The 24407-nt window shown below is 42.6% G+C and carries 22 protein-coding genes; 19 read left to right on the forward strand and 3 right to left on the reverse strand.

What is annotated here, in order from left to right; translation table 11 throughout:
- Positions 1–43: 43 nt before the first annotated feature.
- The 4 genes from IQ283_RS12450 (at position 44) to IQ283_RS12465 (ending at position 2417) form a co-directional block, all read left to right on the forward strand.
- Positions 44–1048 carry an SDR family oxidoreductase gene (locus IQ283_RS12450; protein ID WP_194220466.1) on the forward strand — a complete coding sequence of 335 codons (1005 nt, stop codon included), beginning with the start codon at positions 44–46 and terminating at the stop codon, positions 1046–1048.
- A gap of 168 nt (positions 1049–1216) precedes the next feature.
- Positions 1217–1549 carry a potassium channel family protein gene (locus tag IQ283_RS12455; protein WP_194220467.1) on the forward strand — a complete coding sequence of 111 codons (333 nt, stop codon included), beginning with the start codon at positions 1217–1219 and terminating at the stop codon, positions 1547–1549.
- A gap of 243 nt (positions 1550–1792) precedes the next feature.
- Positions 1793–2062: a 30S ribosomal protein S14 gene (gene rpsN / locus IQ283_RS12460; protein WP_194220468.1), complete on the forward strand. Its 270-nt coding sequence runs from the start codon at positions 1793–1795 to the stop codon at positions 2060–2062.
- A 16-nt stretch (positions 2063–2078) separates the two neighbouring features.
- Positions 2079–2417, forward strand: a complete 339-nt coding sequence (locus tag IQ283_RS12465) for a hypothetical protein (RefSeq protein ID WP_206759459.1) — start codon at positions 2079–2081, stop codon at positions 2415–2417.
- Positions 2418–2466: 49 nt separating this feature from the next.
- Here IQ283_RS12465 and IQ283_RS12470 read toward each other — a convergent pair whose 3' ends face one another.
- Entirely contained in the window at positions 2467–3816 is a 1350-nt protein-coding gene (locus IQ283_RS12470) for a dipeptidase (protein ID WP_194220470.1), read from the reverse strand.
- Between the two features lie 398 nt (positions 3817–4214).
- On the opposite strand from IQ283_RS12470, the gene IQ283_RS12475 reads away from it, so the two are divergent.
- From IQ283_RS12475 to IQ283_RS12515, 9 genes are all read left to right on the forward strand, one after another.
- On the forward strand, positions 4215–5525 hold the full coding sequence (locus tag IQ283_RS12475) for a glycoside hydrolase family 68 protein (protein WP_194220471.1): 1311 nt from the start codon (positions 4215–4217) through the stop codon (positions 5523–5525).
- Positions 5526–5559: 34 nt separating this feature from the next.
- Complete coding sequence (locus IQ283_RS12480) at positions 5560–6888, forward strand: glycoside hydrolase family 68 protein (RefSeq protein ID WP_194220472.1); 1329 nt, start codon at positions 5560–5562, stop codon at positions 6886–6888.
- A 97-nt stretch (positions 6889–6985) separates the two neighbouring features.
- Positions 6986–8563 (forward strand): glycoside hydrolase family 32 protein, encoded by a 1578-nt coding sequence (locus IQ283_RS12485; protein ID WP_194220473.1) that lies wholly within the window; start codon positions 6986–6988, stop codon positions 8561–8563.
- A gap of 279 nt (positions 8564–8842) precedes the next feature.
- Entirely contained in the window at positions 8843–10828 is a 1986-nt protein-coding gene (locus IQ283_RS12490) for a hypothetical protein (RefSeq protein WP_242057338.1), read from the forward strand.
- 102 nt (positions 10829–10930) lie between these two features.
- On the forward strand, positions 10931–11803 hold the full coding sequence (locus IQ283_RS12495) for an SMP-30/gluconolactonase/LRE family protein (RefSeq protein ID WP_194220475.1): 873 nt from the start codon (positions 10931–10933) through the stop codon (positions 11801–11803).
- Positions 11804–11890: 87 nt separating this feature from the next.
- On the forward strand, positions 11891–13891 hold the full coding sequence (locus IQ283_RS12500) for a penicillin-binding transpeptidase domain-containing protein (RefSeq protein ID WP_194220476.1): 2001 nt from the start codon (positions 11891–11893) through the stop codon (positions 13889–13891).
- A 282-nt stretch (positions 13892–14173) separates the two neighbouring features.
- Positions 14174–14677 (forward strand): DinB family protein, encoded by a 504-nt coding sequence (locus tag IQ283_RS12505; RefSeq protein WP_194222214.1) that lies wholly within the window; start codon positions 14174–14176, stop codon positions 14675–14677.
- A gap of 12 nt (positions 14678–14689) precedes the next feature.
- Entirely contained in the window at positions 14690–15604 is a 915-nt protein-coding gene (locus IQ283_RS12510; protein WP_322098356.1) for an alpha/beta hydrolase, read from the forward strand.
- Between the two features lie 4 nt (positions 15605–15608).
- A complete protein-coding gene (locus IQ283_RS12515) occupies positions 15609–16172 on the forward strand; it encodes a GNAT family N-acetyltransferase (RefSeq protein WP_194220478.1) in 564 nt (187 codons plus the stop codon).
- A gap of 33 nt (positions 16173–16205) precedes the next feature.
- Here the strand turns inward: IQ283_RS12515 and IQ283_RS12520 are convergent, their stop codons facing one another.
- Complete coding sequence (locus tag IQ283_RS12520) at positions 16206–16364, reverse strand: Fur-regulated basic protein FbpA (RefSeq protein WP_194220479.1); 159 nt, start codon at positions 16362–16364, stop codon at positions 16206–16208.
- Positions 16365–16505: 141 nt separating this feature from the next.
- Between IQ283_RS12520 and IQ283_RS12525 the strand changes: the two genes are divergently transcribed.
- Entirely contained in the window at positions 16506–17246 is a 741-nt protein-coding gene (locus tag IQ283_RS12525) for an alpha/beta hydrolase (protein ID WP_194220480.1), read from the forward strand.
- Between the two features lie 13 nt (positions 17247–17259).
- Complete coding sequence (locus IQ283_RS12530; protein ID WP_194220481.1) at positions 17260–17757, forward strand: GNAT family N-acetyltransferase; 498 nt, start codon at positions 17260–17262, stop codon at positions 17755–17757.
- Positions 17758–17770: 13 nt separating this feature from the next.
- Here IQ283_RS12530 and IQ283_RS12535 read toward each other — a convergent pair whose 3' ends face one another.
- Entirely contained in the window at positions 17771–18100 is a 330-nt protein-coding gene (locus tag IQ283_RS12535; protein WP_226616215.1) for a YciI family protein, read from the reverse strand.
- Positions 18101–18561: 461 nt separating this feature from the next.
- Here IQ283_RS12535 and IQ283_RS12540 point away from each other — a divergent pair, with 461 nt between their 5' ends.
- The 4 genes from IQ283_RS12540 to IQ283_RS12555 all read left to right on the forward strand — a co-directional run bounded on the left by IQ283_RS12540 (position 18562) and on the right by IQ283_RS12555 (position 24401).
- Complete coding sequence (locus IQ283_RS12540; protein WP_194220483.1) at positions 18562–19971, forward strand: sodium:solute symporter family protein; 1410 nt, start codon at positions 18562–18564, stop codon at positions 19969–19971.
- Entirely contained in the window at positions 19971–21656 is a 1686-nt protein-coding gene (locus IQ283_RS12545; protein WP_194220484.1) for a sensor histidine kinase, read from the forward strand. Before IQ283_RS12540 ends, IQ283_RS12545 begins: the two co-directional genes overlap by 1 nt.
- On the forward strand, positions 21657–23033 hold the full coding sequence (locus tag IQ283_RS12550; RefSeq protein WP_194220485.1) for a sigma-54-dependent transcriptional regulator: 1377 nt from the start codon (positions 21657–21659) through the stop codon (positions 23031–23033).
- Positions 23034–23171: 138 nt separating this feature from the next.
- Positions 23172–24401, forward strand: coding sequence for an NRAMP family divalent metal transporter (locus tag IQ283_RS12555; protein WP_194220486.1), 1230 nt, complete (start codon positions 23172–23174; stop codon positions 24399–24401).
- Positions 24402–24407 lie beyond the last annotated feature (6 nt).

Raw genomic sequence — 24407 nt, forward strand, 5'->3', positions numbered from 1 at the left:
GGGGTTTGGATTATTGTTATAATAAAATAAGGGGGAAATGAGAATGGAGCTATTAATCCTTGGTGGAACACGTTTTATTGGAAAATATGTAACAGAGAGAGCTTTAGAGAATGGACATACGGTTACGCTATTTAATAGAGGGACTAATAAGCAGCAATTTTCAGAGGTTGAAACGATTATCGGAGATCGTGATGGAGATTTATCCAGTCTAGCGGGAAGAAAGTGGGACGCCGTAATTGATACGTCAGGGTTTATTCCGAGAACAGTGAATAAATCGACGAAGCTATTACAGGATAGGGTTAACCATTATACATATATATCGAGTGTTTCAGCTTATCAAGATTTCGGAGAAAAGCCATGTACAGAAAGTTCGCCTCTTCAGGCAATCTCAGATACGGAAGCGGAACGTATCACGGCAGGAACAGCTGGACCGATTTACAACGAGCATTATGGTGCACTAAAAGCGAAGTGTGAAGCTGTTGCAGAAAAGAATTTGAGTGGCCGGGTTCTTCATATTCGACCTGGACTCGTCGTAGGGCCGTATGATTATTCAGATCGCTTTACTTACTGGGTTAAGCGAATTCACGAGGGTGGTGAAGTTCTAGCGCCAGGAAACTCTGAGCGTCCGGTACAATTCATAGATGTGCGAGACCTTGCTGATTGGGTATTGCGAATGACGGAACAAAGGGTCGCGGGCGCGTACAATGTGACCGGGAGAGAAAGAATGAATACAATGGGGGAAGTGCTTGCGTCATGTAAAAAGGTGAGCGGAAGTAATGTGGTTTTTCGTTGGGTAAACGAAGAGTTTCTTCTTGAAAATGAAATAGCGCCGTGGACTGAATTACCGCTCTGGCTTCCTGAATCAATGAGCGCAGCTGAGACGAATATTGATCGGGCGCTTCGTGAGGGACTGAGCCTTCGTCCTCTTGAAGAAACGATTCACGATGTTTTAAACTGGCTACCCATTCGAAATGATGAGAACCCATTCAAAGCTGGACTTACAAGAGAGAAGGAGAAAGCCCTTTTACGTATGGCAGAATCACGATGAGTTTTCCCCTCCGAAAATGAGGCGATCTTAACCGAGTGAGTGAAAAGGACAGAGCCTGGCGGCGATCCGTCAGGTTTTTGTTGTTATGCTAGAATAATCTATTGTATGTAGTTGAACGATGTGAGGGAAGAATACTCGGTTTCATCAACGAAACAGAAGGAGGTCAAGATGATATCATTTCTTCTTACTTTAAAGAGGATGTTGTCAGCATTATGGAAAGCGATAAAGGATAAAGAATTTCAAGTTCTTTTCTTTCTTACAACGATTACACTCGTCTCAGGAACAATTTTCTATCACACTGTCGAAAGTTGGTCCGTGTTAGATTCGCTTTACTTTAGTGTTGTCACGCTAACAACTGTAGGATTTGGGGATTTTAGTCCACAAACCGATTTCGGGAAGATTTTCACGATCATTTATTTGTTCACAGGAGTTGGTCTTATTCTTGGATTTATTAATAAGCTTGCTTTACATATGGGGAGAAGTAAAAGAAAACAAGATTAATATGTAGTGATGACAAAGGGAGGGCTCAACTGGAAATGAAGTTGGGCTTTTTTTATTATTCATTAGGACGCACTCAATGCGGAGTTTGATTCCTTGCGTTATAACGAATACAAGCATATAATACAAACCGTAACGTTTACGATTTATAAAAAGCACGCTGTCGGTATAGGTTGTGGATAAGTACCCTATGCACGGTGCCAAAACGAATAGCATAAATTAGAATAGATGAAGGGATGAATTAAGTTGGCTAAGAAATCGAAAATAGTAAAAGAACAAAAGCGCCAGGAGCTCGTCATGAAGTATGCTGAGCTACGAAATGAATTGAAGGCAAAAGGAGATTTTGAAGCGTTACGAAAGCTCCCACGTGATTCATCACCAACACGCTTGAATAATCGGTGTGAAGTAACTGGTCGTCCTAAAGGGTATTTAAGGAAATTTAAAATGTCTAGAATAGCGTTTCGTGAATATGCTCATAAGGGGCAGATTCCTGGGGTGAAGAAGTCAAGCTGGTAAAAGGGTAGGGGAAGATATGGAGTGCAATGAACATTTGTTGAAGATGCTCGTTCGTGATATCGTGGCGAAGCTTCCTGAGAAGGAGAAAGCCCTCTATCAGTTCATCGATGAACTGGAAGTAAGATTAATACAATCAGCGGCTACACCGGATCAATACCTTAACCTTCTGAAAAAGTATTCCCCATATCATGAAGCAGCGAATCAGTTTGGTATCTCAGCTTATAAGGCGAGAACAATGATGCATCGGATTGAATGGAAGATTGCCGCAAGATTGGATGAAAAGCTTCAGCGTATGAAATGGTTGGAGCAACCTTCGAGTGGAAAAAGAGTCATAAAAGGTTATCTCACGTTCTAAATGAAGATAGGCAGCTCGCAATCGAGCCGCCTATCTTTTTCATTAGGAACTACAGTGATTTGAAGTAGGTACAAACCGTTTCAATTCCTTTTGTGAAATTATCAATGTGAAAATGTTCATTTGGAGCATGCAAGTTTTCTGATGGTAAGCCGAAGCCCATAAGGACGACGGGTGCTTCGAGAACGCGAGCGAATACTTCTACGATTGGAATTGATCCACCTTCTTTAGGGAATAGAGCGCGTTCGCCGTATACTTTTTCATAAGCATCTGCCGCTTTTTGAATCATCGGATCATTTGAATCAAGCGAGACTGGGCGTGCTTGAATAAATTGATTAACGGTCATCGTCGTGCCTGCAGGTTGATGCTCGAGTAGGTGTTTTTCGATTAATTCATAGATGTGCTGTGGATCCTGCTTCCCAACGAGACGACAGCTAATTTTACCAGTTGCTTCTGATGGAACAATCGTCTTAATTCCATCACCCTGGTAGCCACCTGAAATGCCGTTCAATTCGAGCGTCGGACGAATGCCTGTCCGTTCCTTGAAGGAGAATCCTTTCTCACCAAATAAGGAAGTTAGTCCGAGCTCTTGCTTCATCGCTTCATCATCAGATGGAATACAAGCAATCTCTTCTCTTAATTCTTCTGTTAGTTCTGGTACCCCTTCGTAAAATCCTTCAACAGCAATGGATCCATCTTCGCTATGAAGACTATCGAGTAGCCGAACAAGGGAATGAACCGCGTTTGGAACGCCGCCACCATAAACTCCTGAATGCAAATCAGTATTCGCTGTTTTCACCTTCACCTCCATCGCAAGAGCGCCGCGTAGAGACGTACAAATGGCAGGTAATCCTTCTTTAATAAAAGAAGTATCTGAAATCACAACCGCGTCAGCAGCGAGCTTATCAGTGTTTTCTTCAATAAAAGGTCCAAGATGTGGACTTGCGATTTCTTCCTCACCTTCTATACAGAACTTCACATTGACGGGTAGCTTGCCATCTTCTTGCATCAACAGTTCCATCGCTTTGATATGAATAAACAGCTGCCCTTTGTCATCCGTTGCACCGCGGGCATAGATCTTATTATCACGAATAACGGGTTCAAATGGCGGTGTTTCCCAAAGTTCGAGTGGGTCAGCAGGCTGTACATCATAATGGCCATAGATAAGGATTGTCGGTTGATCTTCCGCATAAAGCCAGTCGGCGTAAACGATTGGATGGCCGTCTGTTTCGATGACTTCAATGTTTTCCATGCCAGCTTTTTCTAAAGAATTTGCGACCCACTTAGCCCCTTTTTGAACGTCTGACTCATGGGTGGGAACGGCTGAAATACTTTGGATTTTTAGAAATTCTTCTAGCTCGTTAAGAAACGCATTTTTATGTTGTTCGATGGTTTTTTGCATATAGGTTTTCCTCCTCTATTATGTTGTCCTTATTATAGTCGAGTGTGCCTGATTTGCACATTAGGGCGTATTATAACGGTGGATAAAAAAGGTAAAATGATAACATTGGCTTGAATATAAGATTAAGAATATTACATTCACATTAATCAGCTGTCATAATAGATGAGTCTAAATACCCCTATGTGGAATCGATTCCTGATACGAAAGAACTATTTATTTTCGGTTTGGAAGCCTTTTCAATATACGATTGCAAACCGCTTTCTTTTCTGAGGGATTAGGGTTTACGTATCAAAAGTTGTGTATGAAATGTGACTTTTCGAGCTTATTGACGGGTTCACATATTTTCCATACAGTTATGGCGAACGAAACATTTTACTAAATTTTAAGGAGTGTGGCAGATGGGGAACGTGAAAAAGTCTTCTGTTTTTAAGGGGATTGCACTATCGACAATTATGCTAGTAAGTGGATTTGCAGGTACGCCATTAACAACGAATGCAGCTGAAAATGAAGCTGAAACAGCTGTATGGTCACGTCAAGATGCGCAGGATTATGACTTATCAAAAGATAACACTGCACCTAACATTGACAATGTAGATGAAGTCGCTCCAGACTATTGGGTTTGGGATACATGGCCGCTACGTAACCGTGATGGATCAATTGCTCAGGTAAACGGTTACCAGGTTGTTTTTGCACTTACAGCATCTAGAGAATATACATGGTGTGGCCGACATGACGAAGCTCAAATTCGCTACTTCTACTCGAAGAACGGGAAAGATTGGAAAATGGGCGGACTTGCTTACGATGCAGAAGACGCACTAGGGGCTCGTCAATGGGCAGGATCTGCCATGATGGATGACGATGGGAAGGTACACCTTTTCTATACAGCAACTGGACGTAAAGGCGAAGAACAAACAACATTTGAACAGCGTCTTGCGAAAACAACGTTTGATATCGAAGCAGATAAGAAATCAAAATCTGTTGAACTAAGCAACTTTGGCGAGCACGAAATTCTTGCTGAAGCAGACGGCGAGTATTATGAAACGCAAGAACAAAAAACAGGAAATATCATTTATTCATTCCGTGACCCATGGTTCTTCCAGGACCCTAAGACAGGGAAAGAATACTTAATCTTTGAAGGTAATACTGCTGGAGACGACAAGTCACTTGATCCAGAAAACATTGGCGATGCTGATTTCCGTTCTTCTCACGATGTACCAGCCGGCGCTGAAGATTACAACGGGAACGTTGGGATTGCTGAAGCGCAGAATGAAGATCTAACAGACTTTGAATTGCTTCCACCACTACTTGAAGCAAACGGTGTTAACCAGCAGCTTGAACGTCCTCACCTTCTTGTTAAAGGCGGAGACTACTACCTCTTCACAATCACACATAAATTTACGTTTGCTCCTGGATTAACTGGTCCTGATGGTCTTTATGGCTTTACGAATGATTCTCTTCGAGGAGACTACGAGCCGCTTAACGGTAACGGTCTTGTTGTAGCAAACCCTGAAGATGATCCTTTCATGACATACTCTCATGCAGTTATGCCGAATGGTACAGTTATTAGCTTTGTTAATGAGTATCGTGATGAAAATGGTGAGCTTCAATATGGCGGTACATTTGCACCAACGCTTAAACTTTCGATCCATGGTAACGAAACAAAAGTAAACGGCGCACTTAAGCCAGGGCAAATCATGCCATCACACTAAAACTGGGGAACCAGACTAAAGGAGACTTACAAACATGAATAAGTTTTCAAAAACAGTAGCGACTTCCGTACTCGGATTCGCTACCCTGTTTTCAAGCTTTGCTCCGGCAACAGGCTTTGCGGCTGAGAGCGAAACGTCGAACTGGACAAGAGAAGATGCAGCAAAGATTGTGCAAAACAAGGATAATACAGCACCTGAAATTAATACAAAAGATCTTGAGCAAATTGCGCCAGATTATCATATCTGGGATACGTGGCCTCTTCGAAAAAAGGATGGCTCCATCGCAACTGTGAACGGATATAAAGTGATCTTCTCACTGACAGCACCAAGTGATGTATTGCCTGGTAAGCGTCATGATATCGCTGAAATCCGCTATTTCGTTTCAAAGAACGGTAAGGACTGGGAGCTTGGTGGAACTGTTTTCAATGAAGAACAGGCACTAGGTTCACGTCAATGGGCAGGATCTGCCATGATTGAAGACGGCGAAATCAATTTCTTCTATACGGCAACTGGACGTAAAGGCGAAGAGCAATTGACTTATGAACAGCGTCTTGTAAAAGCTTCTGCTGATGTGGATGCATCGAAAAAAGGAGTCGAATTTACAAACTGGTCTGATCATGAAGTTATTCTTGAGCCAGATGGTGAGTACTACCAAACAATGGAACAAAGTAAGCAGGGCGACATCGCTTATGCATTCCGTGATCCATGGTTCTTCGAAGATCCTAAAACAGGCGAAGATTACATTTTGTTTGAAGGGAATTCCGGAGGCACGCCTGCTGAACGCTCAATTGAACAAGAACACATCGGTTCTGAAGACTTCGCTACTGTAGACGAAGTACCAGAAGTATCAAAGCTCTTTAACGGTAGCATTGGGATCGCAAAAGCAGAGAACAATGACTACACTGAGTTTGAAATCATGCCTCCGTTGATGGAAGCGAACAGCCTAAATCAGGAACTTGAGCGTCCGCATATCGTGACAAAAGGGAATAAATATTACCTTTTCACTGATACGCACAAGAACAAATTCGCTCCTGGAACGAATGGTCCAGATGGTCTCTATGGCTTCGTATCAAACTCCCTAACAGCAGACTATGAACCTCTTAACGGTAGTGGTCTTGTTGTAGCGAATCCAGAGAATGAACCATATCAAACATATTCATGGATGGTTATGCCGAATGGCACAGTAGTTAGCTTTGCGAACTTCTATGACCTAAATGGTTTAACGATCGATGAACTTGGAGCGCAATCAGAGCAGTACCAATTTGACCACTTTGGTGGCACACTAGCACCATCTCTTAAACTTTCCATTCATAATGATGAAACGAAGATTGTGAAAGAAATGGATGCTGGCGTATTTAAATAATCTTTTATGGTAACTGTCGGGGGACACACTTCGGCAGTTACTTTTTTATTCAGAGATACCTTATTCGTAAACACGATGGACAGGAGAGCTTGATACGATGAGAAAATGGTTGCTAGCTGTCGGAGCTATTTTAGTAATCGGCATGATTATACTCATGATGAACTTGAATGAAAACAATGAATCTTCTAAACAAGATGAAGTAAAAGATGCGGGGATCCTAGAAGACTACAATCAATCGTATCGACCCCAATTTCACTATACGCCGATGCAAAACTGGATGAATGATCCAAATGGAATGGTCTTTTTTGAAGGGCAATACCATTTATTTTATCAACATAATCCTTCTGGAAATGAATTTGGCAACATGGGCTGGGGCCATGCGGTTAGTAGCGATTTGTATCATTGGGAAGAGAAGCCAATGGCGCTAGAGGCGGATGATCAGGGAATGATTTTCTCAGGTGGTGCTGTCTATGACGAGAATAATACGAGCGGTCTTTTTGAAGAAGGAAAAGGGGGTCTCGTAGCGTTCTATACGATCGCTGGAGAAGAACAAACCCAGGCGCTTGCTTATAGTGAAGATGGTGGCGATACATGGAAAAAGTACGGTGGTAACCCTATACTTCCAAATCCAGGAATCAAAGATTTTCGAGATCCAAAAGTGATCTGGCACGAGGAGTCTGAAAAGTGGATTATGCTTCTCGCTGCTGGAGATAAAGTTATCTTTTACGGTTCGGATAATTTGATCGATTGGCAGCAGCTTAGTGAATTTGGTGTCGATCAGGGAGCGCAGGGTGGCGTTTGGGAAACGCCAGAGCTATTTAAACTACCTGTCGATGGCGATTCGTCGAATGAAAAATGGGTGCTACAGGTGGATATGAATCCAGGCAGCATCGCCGGCGGATCCGGTGGACAGTATTTTATCGGTAATTTTGATGGAGAGACGTTCACGAGAGAAGGTGCAAAAGAAGACATTAACTGGGTCGATTATGGAACTGATTTCTATGCGGCTCAAGCCTTCAGCAATCATGAAGGCAATCCGATTTGGATGGCGTGGATGAGCAATTGGATGTATGCGTCTGATTTGCCAACGGATCCGTGGAAAGGGGCGATGTCACTCCCTCGTGAAGTTTCATTGAAAGATGTGAATGGTGAAAAGCGCCTTATTCAAGAGCCAGCGGGTGACGTTGAATCAAACCGTTCTGAGAAACTAGTGGATTTATCTAATGAGGAAATTGAAGGAAGGCTTCCTCTCGATCATTTTGAAGCAGATACGTTTGAGGTGATCGCTGAATTTGATTTAGACACGTCAGGTGAATTCGGCTTCCGCGTTCGAAAGGGAGAAGAAGAGGAAACGATTGTAGGTTACGACTCCAAGAATAATCTCGCGTTTGTTGATCGGCAAAATAGTGGCGATACAGAATTTCATGAACAGTTTCCTGGTGTGTATCGAGCTCCGCTCGAACCAACGGAAGATGGCAAAGTGAAGCTCCATCTGTTTGTCGATCGCTCCTCAGTCGAGTTGTTTGCGAATGATGGAAAGCGAGTAATGACAAATCGGATCTTCCCATCTGAGGATAGTGATGGTTTTGAGATCTATGCGATGAATGGCAAAGTGACACTTGATTCTTTAGAAGTGTATAAGCTTGATTCTTCATGGAAAACGGGCGGGAAATAGTAAAGGTTACATGTTGAGAGCGGTCATCTGTGATAAAGATGACCGCTTTTTCGTATCGGAGACTTCTTGTTGAGAGGTGAATCTCGTTATTTCCGCGAATTCTGGAATATATCCGCAATATTTTATTTTATTCCGCGAAAAACGTGATTTTTCCACGATATTCTTAATAATTCCGCGAAATGCTCGATAATCGAAAATAAATAGGTCCTTAGAAGTGGTTTCCTTTTCCTGGATTGGGGTACAAATAGCTATCTTGTAAATAATGGGGGATGTATGGAAATGGAAACATCATTTTCAAATTCAGAACAGCAAAAGTTTGTCAGTACTCTTCAGTCATTCAAGGAAAACCGTCAGAATCCCGTTGTGTTAGAAGAACTATTATCAGACGCTGCCGTTCTCATTGACCAGAATAATCTCGAATCCCTTTATCAACTCGCTAGTGACTATGATAAGGCGGGCATTTTTGAAGGTGGACCATGGGAAGAACCTCGTAAATTACAACCGCCTCTTGTAGGGGGATCTTTTAAAATAGACGGAAACTATTCGATCTTTGAAGTACTAAGTGAGCTTCGTATGCTTGCGATTGCGAAAGAGGAATATACTCATCCAGATGTTACGAGCGAACAGGCTCGCACTTTTCTAAACAAAGTCATGGCGCTAAATCTTCAAATGATTTTCCCAGCTGAGACGGAGGAAGCAAGAATCAATCAAGGTCAAGAACAAAAGAGGGGCATGATCCTTTTTCAATTTTTAGCAGAAAAGATGTCGCTCGGCTCGCTGTCGGCTACGTTTGTGGATGAAATAGATCGACTAACCGCGCAGCGCCCGATCATGGTAAAGCGCATTAAAGAAATGATCGGTTATGCTGAAAATCTCTTGTCTTCAGAGGACTTAAGCACAGAAGGACGCGCGAGCATTCAGCGCTATCTCGATAGCGTGCATGCTCCGACGGAACTGAGTCAATCCTATTCGGACTTCATGGACTATCGCGATCAATTCAATGCGTTATCTGAAATGGAGAAAGAGTTAGAGGCGGAACGGTTCGCTGATGTCATGCGTGATACAGGTCTTGTTTCTCCCGTTCACGCACAACTTGCTCGTACCCTTGCAGAGGAGGATGCTTCTCATCTACTCGTCCTTACGCTTGGACTGACTGAAAAAGGTGAAGCTAATTTAAATGAGCATTTTTCTTTAGTAAAAGAGCTCATTTTACTAGCCATCTATCCTGTCACAGCTCAGTCCCTTTATGGACTTGCTCGCATGCTTGAGCGTGGGGTTTTATCTTCTCCTCCGGTGATCCCAGGACTTGAAAGGATCATTGAAATCGATATGCTACCAGAAGTAGAAAAGGATTTAATGGCTTCACGGAATCATCCTGAGGATGTGACGCCCGTAGGGATATTACTTTCAGGGCTATTGAGTGTGCTCGGGCAACCGCTCGGCATTGGACAGGGGATGAATCCTACCTGTCAATCTGCGCGAGGAATCAGCCTTTGGTCACAGCACGACCCTGGATTCCTTCTAGAACTTGTTGCAAGAGCGTGTCGGGATGGTGAAGTTGATATTTCGTTTGAAGGGGCTGAAATTAATTCTTCTCTCATCTTAGGAGGTCTAGCTCCGGATCTTCACAAAGAGCTTGATGCCGTTTCCCTTATCCTCGTTCCGCATCTTGATCGCATTTACGATGAAATGATGAAGCGCAGTGCCCTTCGTGGGGAAGATGGTCATAAATTTGTGAATCCAGAATTTTACGGTCAGTGGATATCCAAGGAGTTTTCTTCTGTTATCAATCCAGTTACTGGTGCCGTGTCAGATTATGAGCAGTTTGCAAGGCTTTTTTACGCGACGCATCATCCAGACTACAACGCAGGCCACCAGCTCATTTATCCAAACCCGGTCGGAATTTTCGTTACGACGGCTAATGCAGACTTACTCGGATTGCATGCCATTTCGATTCAACGTATTGCTGCGGATTCATCCGGACAAATGAGAGTTTATTTCTATAATCCGAACAATGATAGCGGTCAAGATTGGGGGCAGGGCATTAAGTCAACGGTTCGGAATCACGGCGAAGAGGAAGGGGAAGCGAGCCTTCCATTTGATCAATTCCTTTCACGTGTTTATGCCTATCACTATAACCCAAACGAGATGGGCGATTTAGCGTTCGTTCCAGATGAATTGATTGATCGGGTGACAACACTCGCAAAAGAAAGCTGGGGACAGAAATACCAGTGGGCAGATTTAACGAATCCGTTTTTAATTTAAAGAGTTGATGGGTTCCCTTCGTCTACATAGAAGGTGGACCCTTTTCTTATTAAGGGGTAGAGTAGAGAGAATAGATGATTCACTAATTAGGAGGTACATAGAATGGAAGCAAAACTAGTTATTGATGCACGCGCGATACTTGGAGAAGGTCCTTGCTGGGATGATCAAAGCCAGCTTCTCTATTGGGTTGATATTGAAGGAAAGAAAGTTCACGCCTACAATCCAATGACAGCAGGTAATATTGAGACGCAACAGGAGCAAATGGTTGGCACAATTGCTCCGCGAGAATCAGGCGGACTTGTGATGGCGATGGCCGGTGGTTTTTATGCGATGAACCTTTCTACGGAGAGCGTGGAAGCAATCACCGATCCGGAAAGTCATCTACCAGATAACCGATTTAATGATGGGAAGTGTGATCCTGCTGGCCGGTTTTGGGCAGGTACGATGCACTTAGAAGGGTTAAAAGGAGAGGGAGCGCTTTATTGTCTTGATGAAAACCTTGAAGTGACGAAGAAAATTGATCATGTAAGTACATCAAATGGTTTGGCATGGTCGCCTGATACGCGCTACATGTACTTTATTGATACCCCAACGAAAAAAGTTGTCCGCTATGATTATGATTTTTCTACAGGTGATATTCGTAATCCCGTTGAGGTGATCACCATTCCAGACGGAGAAGGGATGCCGGATGGGATGACGAGCGATGAAGAAGGGAATCTATGGATTGCCCACTGGGGTGGGTCCAAGGTAACGAGATGGAATCCTGATACGGGTGAGCGACTGCTAGAAGTAAGCGTCCCTGCACTGAACGTAACATCATGTGTATTTGGTGGAAAAGAGCGGAATGAGCTCTACATTACTACCGCTAGAACAAATACGAGTGAAGAAGAGCTAAAGCAGTTTCCGTATGCAGGGGGAGTGTTTCGAGTGAAAACAAATGTGATAGGCAGTCGAACCTACTCATTTAAAGGTTAGTCCTTTTCCCTTCCTTCTTGTTTAAAAGTCTTCTATAATAGTAGGAAAATAATAGAAAATGAATAAAAAAAGAAGGGGAGGCTGAGTGTGAAACTAAAATCACTCATCGCAATGGGGCTTTTTTTATTGCTACTTGCGGGTTGTTCGGATCAACCATCGGCGGTTGATGCGTTCGATACATATGTTAAGGACTGGAATAAACAAGAATTTAGCAGCATGTATAAGAAGTTATCACCTGCTACGCAAAAGGAAATATCAGAAGAAGACTTTGTTGATCGCTACAAATCTATTTATGGCGATGTAGAAGTCGAGGATTTGAAAGTTACTTTTAAGAAACCGGAAGAAGAGCCTGAGCCAAATGATGAAGGGGAAGTGACGTTTCCTTTTTCAGTGTCGATGCAGACACTAGCTGGCGAAGTCTCGTTTGATAACGAAGCAACGCTAGTCCTGACTGAAGGAGAAGACGCTGAATCTTACGGTGTGAACTGGAGTCCTTCGTTTATTTTTAAAGAATTGAAAGAAGGCGATGAGGTTGCCATACGTTCTTCAGTTCCGGTTCGTGGTGAATTGACCGATCGGAATGGGGAAGGCTTAGCGATCAATGGTACGGTTAAGCAAATTGGCGTTGTGCCGCAAGCCATCGAATCTGATCAAGAGAAGATAGTGAATGAGCTTAGTGATGCGTTGAAGGTGAGCGTAGCGGATATTGAGAAAGAGCTTAATCAGGGCTGGGTGCAGTCTGATCCAACACAGTTCGTTCCGCTAAAAAGCGTGATGGAATCAGAGGAAGAGTTACTTGCTGACGCAAGTGAGATTACAGGCGTTCAGATAAACAATACGACTGAAAGAATCTATCCTTTTGGTGAAAGCGCCGCCCACTTAACAGGTTACATTCGACAGATGCAAAAGGAAGATCTCGAGAAGTATGCAGGAAAAGGGTATTCCAGCTATGAAAGCATTGGAAAGGCTGGCCTCGAGCAAGTTTATGAAGAACAGCTCCACGGTCAAACAGGCTGGTCAATTGAAGTGAAGGGCGCTGATCCTGAGAAAGTCATCGCCAATAAGGAAAAGGTTGATGGCGAAAACATCCAGGTAACGATCGATGCCTCTATTCAAAAGAAGTTGTTTGAAGAGCTAGGAAAAGATCCTGGTACTGCGGTGGCGCTTCATCCAACAACGGGTGAAACGCTAGCTTTAACAAGCTCCCCTTCTTATAACCCAAATGATTTTACAATTGGATTCGATGAAGGCGAGTATGCGAAGTTAGCTGATAATAAGGATCTTCCTTTTTCAGCGAAGTTTAACAAAACGTATTCACCAGGCTCGACGATTAAGCCACTTACTGCTTCAATCGCACTACGGGATGGGGATTTAGATCCGAATGCAGTTGAGAAAATTGATGGTTTGAAGTGGCAGCCAGACTCAAGCTGGGGTGGATATAAAGTGACGCGCGTGAAGCCTGCAGATCCGGAAGTAAACCTTGCAGAAGCGCTTATGCATTCGGACAATATTTATTTTGCACGTAAAGCGCTGAATCTTGGCGCAGATAAGTTCCAGAAAGGATTGGAGTCGTTCCAGGTTGGTCAGGAAGTTGAGTTTCCTTTCCCAACTGAAAACTCATCGATCTCAAACGGTGGGCTCGGTGATAATGACATTCTTTTAGCTGACTCTGCCTATGGACAGGGGGAGCTTCAGATTTCCCCTTATCAGTTAGCGATGACCTATACGACGTTTGCGAATGATGGCGTGATGCTGAAACCGACGCTTCGAACGGGAGAAGATGAGTCAGCGGAGGAGTATGAAGTGATTTCCCCTGAAATCGCCTCGATTGTGAGCGATGATCTTGAGAAGGTGGTTTCTGATCCTGAAGGTACCGCTTATGATCCAGTGGTTAAAGGCATTTCGCTCGCTGGTAAGACAGGAACGGCTGAGTTAAAAGCAGCAGGCGAAGAAGAAGGCCCAGAAAATGGACTGTTTGTCGCGTATAATACGGACAAGAAGGACTTACTTGTCGCGATGATGGTCGAAGGTGCCTCAAGTCACGATATTACAGGTAAAGTGAAGGACGTTTTCGCTGAAATGCAGTGATGTTGGGTGGACTTGGGATGGCTGATCGCCGTTTATTGGCCAAATTCCTGATATATTGGCTAAACTGAGATTTTATTGGCCAAAATGCAAATATATTGTCCAAAATCCACTTTTATTGGCCAAACACACTAAAGCCTCGATTCTCACACAGAATCGAGGCTTTTTTTCTGGAAAAGTAAGGAATCTTAAGAGGAATTCTCGGCACTCCTATGGAAAATAATAAAGATAAGCTAGATTCAATTGAAAGGAGGGTGTCGAACGGTGCAGCATAACGATCTTTGTATGATTGATCGAATAGAAGGATTCACGCCTGAGGTTAGTAGATTGGTTTCGATGATGAATTACGCCAGACATACGACGGAAGAGACGATAAAAGGATTAACTACCGAACAGCTCGATTTTCACCTTGATGAAAAGAGCAATTCAATCGGCATGCTGCTACAGCACATGGCTTCGGTTGAAAAGGCGTTTCAAATTATGACGTTTCAAGAGCGAGAGTTAAATGACGAGGAATGGGAGGAACTTGGGACAGGGATTGAACTTGGAGAAAAGGCAAGATCAGTCATTCGCGGGCGCGATCTGGATGATTATTGGAGTGAGCTCAGTTTTGTGCGTGCTAATACGCTGGATCACCTGCGGAAGAAGGACGACAAATGGCTCCAAAAAGTCACCCCGTTTGGTTGGGATGAAAAGGCCAACCATTATTTCAAATGGTTTCACGTGATGGAAGATGAAATTAGTCATCGCGGGCAAATACTCTTAATTAAAAAAAGAATAAAGAGTTAGAGGTGAAACAAAGTGCATAATGGAACACTGATGACAATACGAGACAAAGCATTATATGTAGAAGTGCATGGTTCAAAAAATAACCCGCCTCTTCTTTATCTACACGGAGGGCCAGGAGAGAGCTGCTTTGATTTCTCTTATCATCAGACGGATCGACTGAAAGAGAATTTCAGAGTGATTGCGATTGATCAGCGTGGCGTTTGCCGTTCAGAAGCGGTGAATAATGGTGAAGAATTTGGCTTGATGGACTTAATCGAAGACTGCGAAGCGATCAGGAAACAGTTTGAATTAGAATCGTGGTCAGTGCTCGGTCATTCGTTTGGTGGCTATCTTGGTGTACTCTACGCCAGTCTTTATCCTGAATCAATTGATCATTTACTGCTCGAATGTCCGACGTTTGATTTTACGTTAACATCGAGAAGCTTGTTGAAAAAAACGAGTGTGCTCTTAGACAAATATGGGGAGCATCAGAAAGCAACAGAGAGCTTAGAAATTGCCAAGGATTCTGATCTTAAGAATCGAGAGCTAGCAGAGCTTTATGGAACATACAGTGATTATCTTGAAGAGAACCGAATGGAAATATACATTTACAATACAAACGAGCCTACAGACTATAGCTATTATAGTGAGGCGAAATGGGATGAGCTTTACGATAAATCAGAAGTGCACTATAACTTGTTAAGAGAAGAAGGAAAGATCTTTCATTCACTCATTCCACATCTCTCAAAGCTTACGATGCCAACTCTCTTATTAACAGGAGAGCATGATCCTGTGACATCCGAAGAACAGATCGACGCTTTCAAGAAGTATGTCGAAAATGGGGCAATCTATCATTTTGCAAACAGCGGCCATACCCCCCATGATGAAGAAGCCGATCACTTTGCACACGTTATAACCCAATACATAGGTGATAAAAGAGGAGAATAGACACATGTTTACATATCAAATTAATGACGATCTTTACCTAAGGATGTATACGATAGACGATGCAGAAGCGCTTTATCATTTAATCGATGAATCAAGAGATTACTTGAAAGAATGGTTAGCATGGGTTGATTACAATACGGATATTGAGGCTTCCAGAGAGTTTATTCAAAGTACGTTAAAAGGCGTGAGTGAAACAGGAGGATATCCGAAAACGCTTGGCATGTTTTATAAAGGTGAGCTTGCTGGTACGGTTGGGTTTAATGAAGTGAATCGAACACATAAGTACGCGACGATTGGATACTGGCTGAGCGAAAAGTTTCAGAAGAAAGGTATCGTAACGGAGGCGTGTCGTGGAATGATTAATCTAGGATTTAACGAAATCGGGCTCAACCGGATAGAGATTCGTGCTGCCTCAGGAAATAAGAAAAGCCAGGCGGTCCCAGAACGACTAGGTTTTACGAAAGAAGCGGTGGTCCGGGAGGCGGAGCTCGTTAATGGACAGTTCTATGATCACATTGTGTACGGAATGCTAGCGAGAGAGTGGTTAACAAAAGAAAAAGAAGCATAAAAAAACTCCAGGGGAGAGAATCCTCTGGAGGAATTAAGGTAGATCAATTTTCCTCATTAAATACTCTAGTTCTTCCATTGTGCATTCATAGAGCTGTTTATCTTTTAATTTATAAATTCCACGGTCTAATAGACGTTGAATGAAGGACTGTTTTTGTTTAGGGTCTTGCTCGGATGATATGAGATGTGACATGTTTCATTCCTCCTGTTAAGTATATCCAGGTAATATGTTCCACTTTGGGTCCAAGCTCAAACCTTAAAGAGCACATTTCTAAAAAAGGATAAAGCGCTTTCGTGACGAATGCTAGATGATAACGATTAGGAGGGATACGATATGGCGAAATATGACGTACTACTAGGGGCAGAGCCTTTTTACTTTGAAGGGAATCACATCGGTGTGCTTGTTCTCCACGGTTTTACAGGTTCGACCCAAAGCATGCGTTATCTTGGAGAGCAATTGGCTTCAGAAGGGTATACGGTTTGTGGGCCGAGATTGAAAGGTCACGGTACTCACTATGAAGACATGGAGCAGAGTACATATGGAGAATGGATCCAGTCTGTTGAAGAAGGCTATCAATGGTTAAACGAACGATGTGAGGAAATCTTTATTACAGGCCTGTCGATGGGCGGCACGCTAACGCTTTATTTAGCTGAAAAACATCCTGAAGTGAAAGGGATCATGCCGATTAATGCTGCGATTGATTTACCAGGTCTTGAACAAATGAGAGGAAAAACAGAGCCGCGTTTCCTTGATGCAATTGGATCAGATATTAAAGCGGAATGTGTCGATGAGCTCGCATACGAGAAAACGCCTACGAAGTCGATTCAAGAAATTCTTGCTTTAACAGAGATTGCACGAAAAGGCCTTGAAAAAATATCGGTGCCGGCCTTAATTTTTAAATCACTAGAAGATCATGTCGTGCCGCCAGAGAATTCGACGATGATTTATAATGAAATAGCTTCATCGAATAAAGAAGTAATCGAACTAAAAGATAGCTATCACGTAGCGACGCTCGATCATGATAAAGAGCTAATTGCAGAGAAGTGTAAAGCATTTGTGAAAGCTCTTCTATAAAGGAGGTTTTAAGATGGAAGTCAGACAGCTAACAGCGGATGACGCTGAAGCTTATTGGGAACTTCGGTTAGAAGCGTTAAAGAAAAATCCAGAAGCATTTGCCTCAAGCTATGAAGAGGCGATTCAAAAAGATGATCCGATTAAAAGTACAGCGAGAAACATGGAATCAGGTGCCACTTTTGGCGCTTTTGATCAAGAAACATTAATTGGTGTCATCACTTTTGTCAGAGGCAGCGGCATCAAGGTTCGTCATAAAGCTGATTTATTTGCTGTTTACGTGACGCCAGAATATCGTGGCAAAGGGGCAGGGAGAGCTCTTTTATCCTGCGTGATGGATTATGCGAAAAGTCAGGATGCTCTCATTAAGTTAAGCGTTTCAGTTGTATCTACGAATGAACGGGCGAAGCATCTGTACAAAAGCTATGGCTTTAAAACCGTTTACATTGAAGAGAAGGCCCTTTATGTTCAGGGAAGGTTTCTAAACGAAGAACATATGGTGCAATACTTTTAAAGACTAGCAGACGTCAAGATGACGTCTGCTTTGTTGTGAAATCTTCATTATAAAGAGCAACGCTGTAAGGAAAGAGCTCAGCTGTCATAATCCCATTTCGAACAGCGGGATCACTTTTCATAAGCGCTTCAGCCTCTTTTTCAGAAGAAACCTGAATGACGACAATTCCAAAAGAAGAAGGGTCGTTGTTTAACGTTCTGCCAGCCATAATGAGCTTATTATTCTTCAGCAGCTGCTGAAGGGCATGGAAGTGCTCTGATACGATGCTGTTCTCTTTGTCAGTCCAGTTCTTTTCTTCCAATAGCTCGGGGATTAGCGTTAGCTTGTATAGAAATTGTTTCATTTGTAACCTCCATAAGTTGTTTACCAAATGCATAAAGCTCTTGTGATCTATAGGTTACTATCTATTAGCTAGATTCTCTACAAAAGACAGAAATCCTCTATTTTGCTTAAAGGAGGCACTTGTCTTTGCAAGAAATAGTAACAGATCTGATGGCGCGACTAGCTTAATTATTAGTACTGTTCTAATGTCTTTTTGAAATGAAATCAGACCTTCTTGACTGTTCTAAAGCATGTCCGAGTATTTAAACAGGATAAAGCAGGTCAGCGAGCATTTAGCCGTGTAACTAAATAGATCAAATAAGTCGTTACCAAAAAGGTAGCGGCCTTTTTGGTAGTTCGAACCCCATCATTCCTTCGTTTCTGGTGTCTCAACGTTATGTTGTATATAATGAAACCTGAAACGAATGAGCTATTTTACGATAAGGCATCCATAGATTTACGACGTTTGAAGGGAGGAGCCAAATGGATGAATTACTTTATCTAGGTGTTTTCCTCATCTACACCATTGCTATTCTTATCTTTGGGAAACACGGTTTCGATAAAACCGATGAGCTGAAGGGTTATTTTCTAGCGGGAAGAAATCTGCCTTTGTTTCCGAGTATTGCGTCCTTCTGTGCGACATGGTTTAGTGCAGCATCGCTTCTTGGTCTCCCTGGCTTGATTTATGAAGGGGGAATGGCCGTTATTTGGACAACGGCAATCGCCTGGTTACTTGGATTAATCGGATTGTTTTTTATTTCAACAAAACTCTATACATATAACGTTGTAACGGTTCCAGAGTTTTTCTTAGTACGCTATGATTCAAAGCTACTGCAAATTTGGGTTGGGATTATTCTTAGTGTTAGTTATCTCTTATACGTAGTCATCCAAATCCGAGGCTTCGGTATTGTGGTTAGTCAAATGCTTGAAGTGCCTTATACGGTAAGTGTGTTTTTGATCTATATTTTCGTTCTCTACACGACGTTTGGAGGGCTTCACTCTGTTGCACGCACGGATATTTTTCATTTCTGTTTAATCCTGTTTGGAACGATGCTAGGAGCTCTATTTATTGTGAGCGAAATAGGAGGGCTATCTGAATTTATGACGGGCCTATCAGCCATTGCGGATCGAAGCGATGATTCTTATTTGGCTCTGTTTCCTGAAGGAGGCTTATCGTTCTGGGCGTTAGTTAGTGCGTTCTTATCACTCGGAATTGGCGTTGCGGCAAATCCTCAATATGCTGTGCGGATTCTTTCGTCTCGATCGAAAGAAGTGGCGTTAAAGATGGTTATCACGAGTACGGTCTTTTTAGTTCTTATCTATTTTTCTATTTTTGTAATAGGTATAGGCTCAAGAGTATTGGATCCTAACGTTTCGTTTAGTAGCACAGATGAAATTTATCCTTTTATTATTACGTATTTACTCCAAACGCCTCTGAAGGGGATTCTGCTTATTAGCGTTGTCGCTGCTGCTATTTCTACGGCTAATTCTCAGCTCCTTATAATGGCGACGAGCTTTGTGTATGATATCACGCTTCCGATCCGCAAGAAAAAAGCGATTGATCTAAAGGTGATTTCATGGACGCGCTGGATGATTTTTATATTCGCGACGTTTTCTCTTATTATCGCCTTCACGCCGCCAGAGGGAATCGTACCATTTAGCGGACATATATGGGGGATCATTGCCGTTTCGCTGTTTTTCCCTTTATACGGGGGGCTGTACACGAAAGTGGCGAAACGAAATGCCCTTCGTTCATCTTTCGGAGGCTTAATCACCTATCTTATTGCCTTTCTTCTTATTCCGCAGGAGGTTCAGTCAACTTATCATCCCGTTCTCCCGTCCCTTGCGATAGCAGGACTTTTCTTCTTTTGGAAAGGGGGTAGATCTTCCTAATGCGTCATTCCATTGAACGGAAAATATTAGTCCCTTTCTTAATTATCGTTCTGCTACCGATCTTTATCATTGGTGCTGTATCGATGTGGTCGAGCTATCAGTCTGAGAAACAATTAAAACAGGCAACAGCTCAAGAACAGTTGATTAGTCTTAATCGCTATGCGGATAAGCTGGATGAACGTGTTCAGAACGGAAGTATGAGTGAAGAAGATGCGAAGTCATTGATCAAAATCATGATAAATGAAACGAAAGGTTTGTATATAGAAGAAGAGGATGGAACCCTATCTTCAGAGGGGGAAGTCGTTCAACCGAATGAAATAGATTGGTACAATGGAGAAGCTAACTCCAATTTATGGACAGAAAACACCGTGCTAACAGAGCAGCTAGAGCAGTGGAACTGGACACTTTATCATCCGCTGACATTCTCTTTCTATTCCGGATCACTCCCGAATATTCAAAAATATACGCTGTTAATTAGCATTTTTACAGGTGTGATTGCCGTTCAGTTTACGATTCTTCTTTCTTATCATCTTTCAAAACCAATCAAAAACCTTGCTGCTTTTTGCAAAAGGATTGCTCTTGGTGAGAGAGAGGACGATCTTCATATGAAAGAGAATCGTAAAGATGAAATTGGTGTGCTTTCCACCTCTTTAAAAGAAATGGTGCAAACACTTGATGAAAGAAATGTCCAAATTGAGAAAATAAAGAAGTTGAATGAAACGATTTTGGATAGTGTTCACGTTGGCATCGTTCTTGTAATAGAAGGAGCTAGCTCTGTTTACAATGAGGCGGCTCAGACGATGATGAAGGAAGACCCTCTTTTAAGAGAGCGGTTTGAGAAATTAACGATTCACGAAACGAAAAAAAGAAGTGAAGAAATCTGGAATCATAAACGTCATGAAGAGAAAGTGTTCTATGCGGTGAGTTATAAAGTCTTAAACACCACAGAAAAGCAGCGATCCATTATTACATTTGAAGACATTACACATAGAAGAAAATTAGAGCAGCGCGTGGAGCGAATGTCTCGTCTTGCTTCATTAGGTGAAATGGCATCCGGAATTGCTCATGAAATTCGGAATCCACTAGCTGGCATTAAAACGACGACAGAGCTATTAACACGAAGACTTAAGTTGTCAGAAGATCAGCTTGCGTTGACAGAGAACATGATGTTGGACATTGATCGTGTGAATAAAATCATCACGAATATTCTCCAATTCTCAAGGCCAATGGACACGAATCCTTCTGTCATTCATGTAGACGATACGTTTCATTCACTTGTCTTGCTTATGAAGACAGTGGCGAGTGAAAAGAATGTCACGCTAGATATTGAACGAAACGAAGATGAAATCATCGTAGACCGCGATCATCTTCGTCAAATCCTATTGAATTTAATTCTAAATGGTATCAACGCTATGCCTGATGGCGGCAAACTGACGCTTTCAAGTTACAAGAGCGGAGCGAATGTAACGATGACGGTGTCAGATAATGGCGTAGGTATGGAGGATTCTGTAATGGAGAAGATCTTTGATCCATTCTTTACAACACGTTCTGAAGGAACAGGGCTTGGTTTGTCGATCGTCCATCAGCTAGTCGTTCAGAATAACGGGGAAATGGATGTAAGAAGTACCCTTGGAAAAGGCACGACGTTCTTTATCACATTTCCAACGAGGAAGGGGGAGGTTTAGATGGCTGTGAAAGTAGGGATTATTGACGACGAAACAACGCTTCGTCTTACACTCCAGATGTTTCTTGAAGATGAAGGTTATGAAGTGCGAGTTGCCTCAACGCTTGAAGAAGGCTGGACGCTAGTGGATGAATTTAGTCCTCAAGTGCTGCTATTAGATATTCGCTTACCAGATGGGAACGGTCTTGATACTCTGCACAAGTGGAAAGATCATTACCCTGAAATGGCTGTGATGATGCTTACGGCGTATGGTGATGCAAAAACGGCCGTTCGTGCGATCAAGGAAGGGGCTTTTGATTATTTAACAAAGCCTTTTGAACTCGAAGAACTGAAAATCACCCTGGAAAAATGGATGAAGCAGCACCATCTTGAAAAAGAAGTAGAGCGATATAGAGAAGAGGAGAGAAGAACCAAACTCGTTCGAATGATCGGCGAAAGTGAACAAATGAACGAGTTGAAAGACAAAATTTCTCTTATTGCAGAGAGCAATGATACGACTGTGCTCGTAAGAGGAGAGACGGGGACAGGGAAGGAGCTTGTGGCGAGAAGCATCCATCAACAAAGCCATCGTCATGAAGGACCTTTTGTTGCGGTGAACTGTGCGAGTATACCTTCAGATCTCATTGAAATGGAACTGTTTGGTCGTGAAAAAAATAGTGCACCTAATCAATCTCAACCGAAGATCGGGTTAATGGAATGGGCAGATGGTGGAACTCTATTTCTTGATGAAATCGGTGATTTATCACTCGATATTCAGGTAAAGCTTCTGCGCTTTTTAGAAGATAAGAAGATTAAGCGAATTGGCAGTGTGCACGATATTGAAATGGACGTTCGTGTCATTGCTGCAACGAATCGTTCTCTTGAAAAGATGATACAGGAGAAGGAGTTCAGGTCCGATCTTTATTATCGATTGAACGTCGTACCGGTGAAGCTACCACCCTTACGTGAACGTGAGAATGATATTGTCATGCTAACAGATTATTTCCTAAATGAATTTTGTCAGCAAATGAGGAAAGAAACGCCAATGCTTCGAGCAGATGCGAAAAAGCGACTGTTGAACTATGATTGGCCAGGTAATGTCAGAGAGCTCAAAAATACGATCGAGCGCATTGCCATTTTACATCGAGAAGATGAGCTTGCCGCTCATCATTTTGATTTCTTAAATCCAGTTGAAGGACAAGTAGAAGGGTCGAAATCAATTGAAGAGGTTGTTTTCGATCGGGATTTTTCATTAGAAGATCATATTGAATCTATCGAAAAGAAATATATCGAGAAAGCGATTCAAGACGCGAAGTGGAATATTACGCAGGCCAGTAAGCTACTAGGCATCAGTCGATATGCCCTGCAGCGTCGAATTGATAAATACGATATAACATGAGCGAAATCGCCCGATATGGGCGGTTTTTTTGTGCGGAATCTTATAAAATTATCTGAAAATTACGTGATATCGTAGAGATAAGAGAAAAAACGCATCGATTCATGCAACGGATGAATCATATAAAAAAGGGGGAATTTGATGGCTTCGAAAAATAAAGCACCATTATCGATAGAGAATCGTCCAACGAAAAGCAAATGGGGCGTCATTCTTGGCGCTGCCTTCTTAATGGGCTCATCAGCTATTGGACCAGGTTTTCTAACCCAGACGGCTGTCTTTACCGAACAACTTCTAGCAAGCTTTGGGTTTGTTATTCTAATGTCCATTATTTTAGACATTGGTGTACAAGCTAATATTTGGCGAATCATTGCAGTATCTAAGAAAAAAGGTCAGGACATCGCCAACATGGTTGTCCCTGGACTTGGCTATTTTCTTGCGTTCGCCGTAGCGCTTGGTGGACTTGCCTTTAATATTGGGAACGTCGGTGGTGCCGGACTCGGGATGAATGTTCTCTTTGGCATTGATCCTCGTATCGGTGCAGCGATTACAGGCGTGATTACGATTGGAATTTTCCTTTCGAAGGAAGCTGGCGTGGCGATGGATAAAATCGCGCGAATTCTCGGTGGAATTATGATTTTACTTACATTGTACGTAGCGTTCCAAAGTAATCCACCAGTCGGAGATGCGATTACGCATACATTTGCGCCAGATAAAATTGATGTGTTTGCGATTATTACATTAGTCGGTGGAACAGTTGGGGGATACATTACGTTTGCAGGGGGACATCGTCTGCTTGATGCGGGGATTTCAGGTAAAGAAAACCTCCACCAGGTAACGAAAAGCTCTGTTTCAGGAATTTTAATTGCGTCGATCATGCGTGTCTTTTTATTCCTTGCGGTGTTAGGTGTTGTTTCAACAGGATTTAAATTAGATCCTGCGAATCCTCCAGCTTCTGTTTTCCAACAAGCAGCCGGGGCGATTGGTTATAAAATGTTTGGTGTTGTTCTTTGGGCAGCAGGAATTACGTCAGTCGTTGGTGCGGCGTATACATCTGTTTCGTTCCTAAGAACGCTATCGAAGAAAGTGGATCGTCATCATTCAGGAGTAACGATTGGATTTATTGCCGTATCGACGATCATTTTCACTTTCATCGGAAAGCCGGTTCTGTTACTGATCCTTGCTGGAGCATTTAACGGATTGATTTTACCGGTTGCTCTTGGGACGCTCCTTGTAGCTGCTTATAAGAAATCAATCGTAGGGGATTACAAGCATCCGCTATGGCTAACGATCTTTGGTGGGTTTGTCTTCCTTATTACCGCTTATTTAGCCATCGTTACACTTATTGATAAAGTGCCACAGCTTTTTTCTTAATTGTTA

Source organism: Pseudalkalibacillus hwajinpoensis (assembly GCF_015234585.1).
Lineage (GTDB): Bacteria > Bacillota > Bacilli > Bacillales > Guptibacillaceae > Guptibacillus > Guptibacillus hwajinpoensis_B.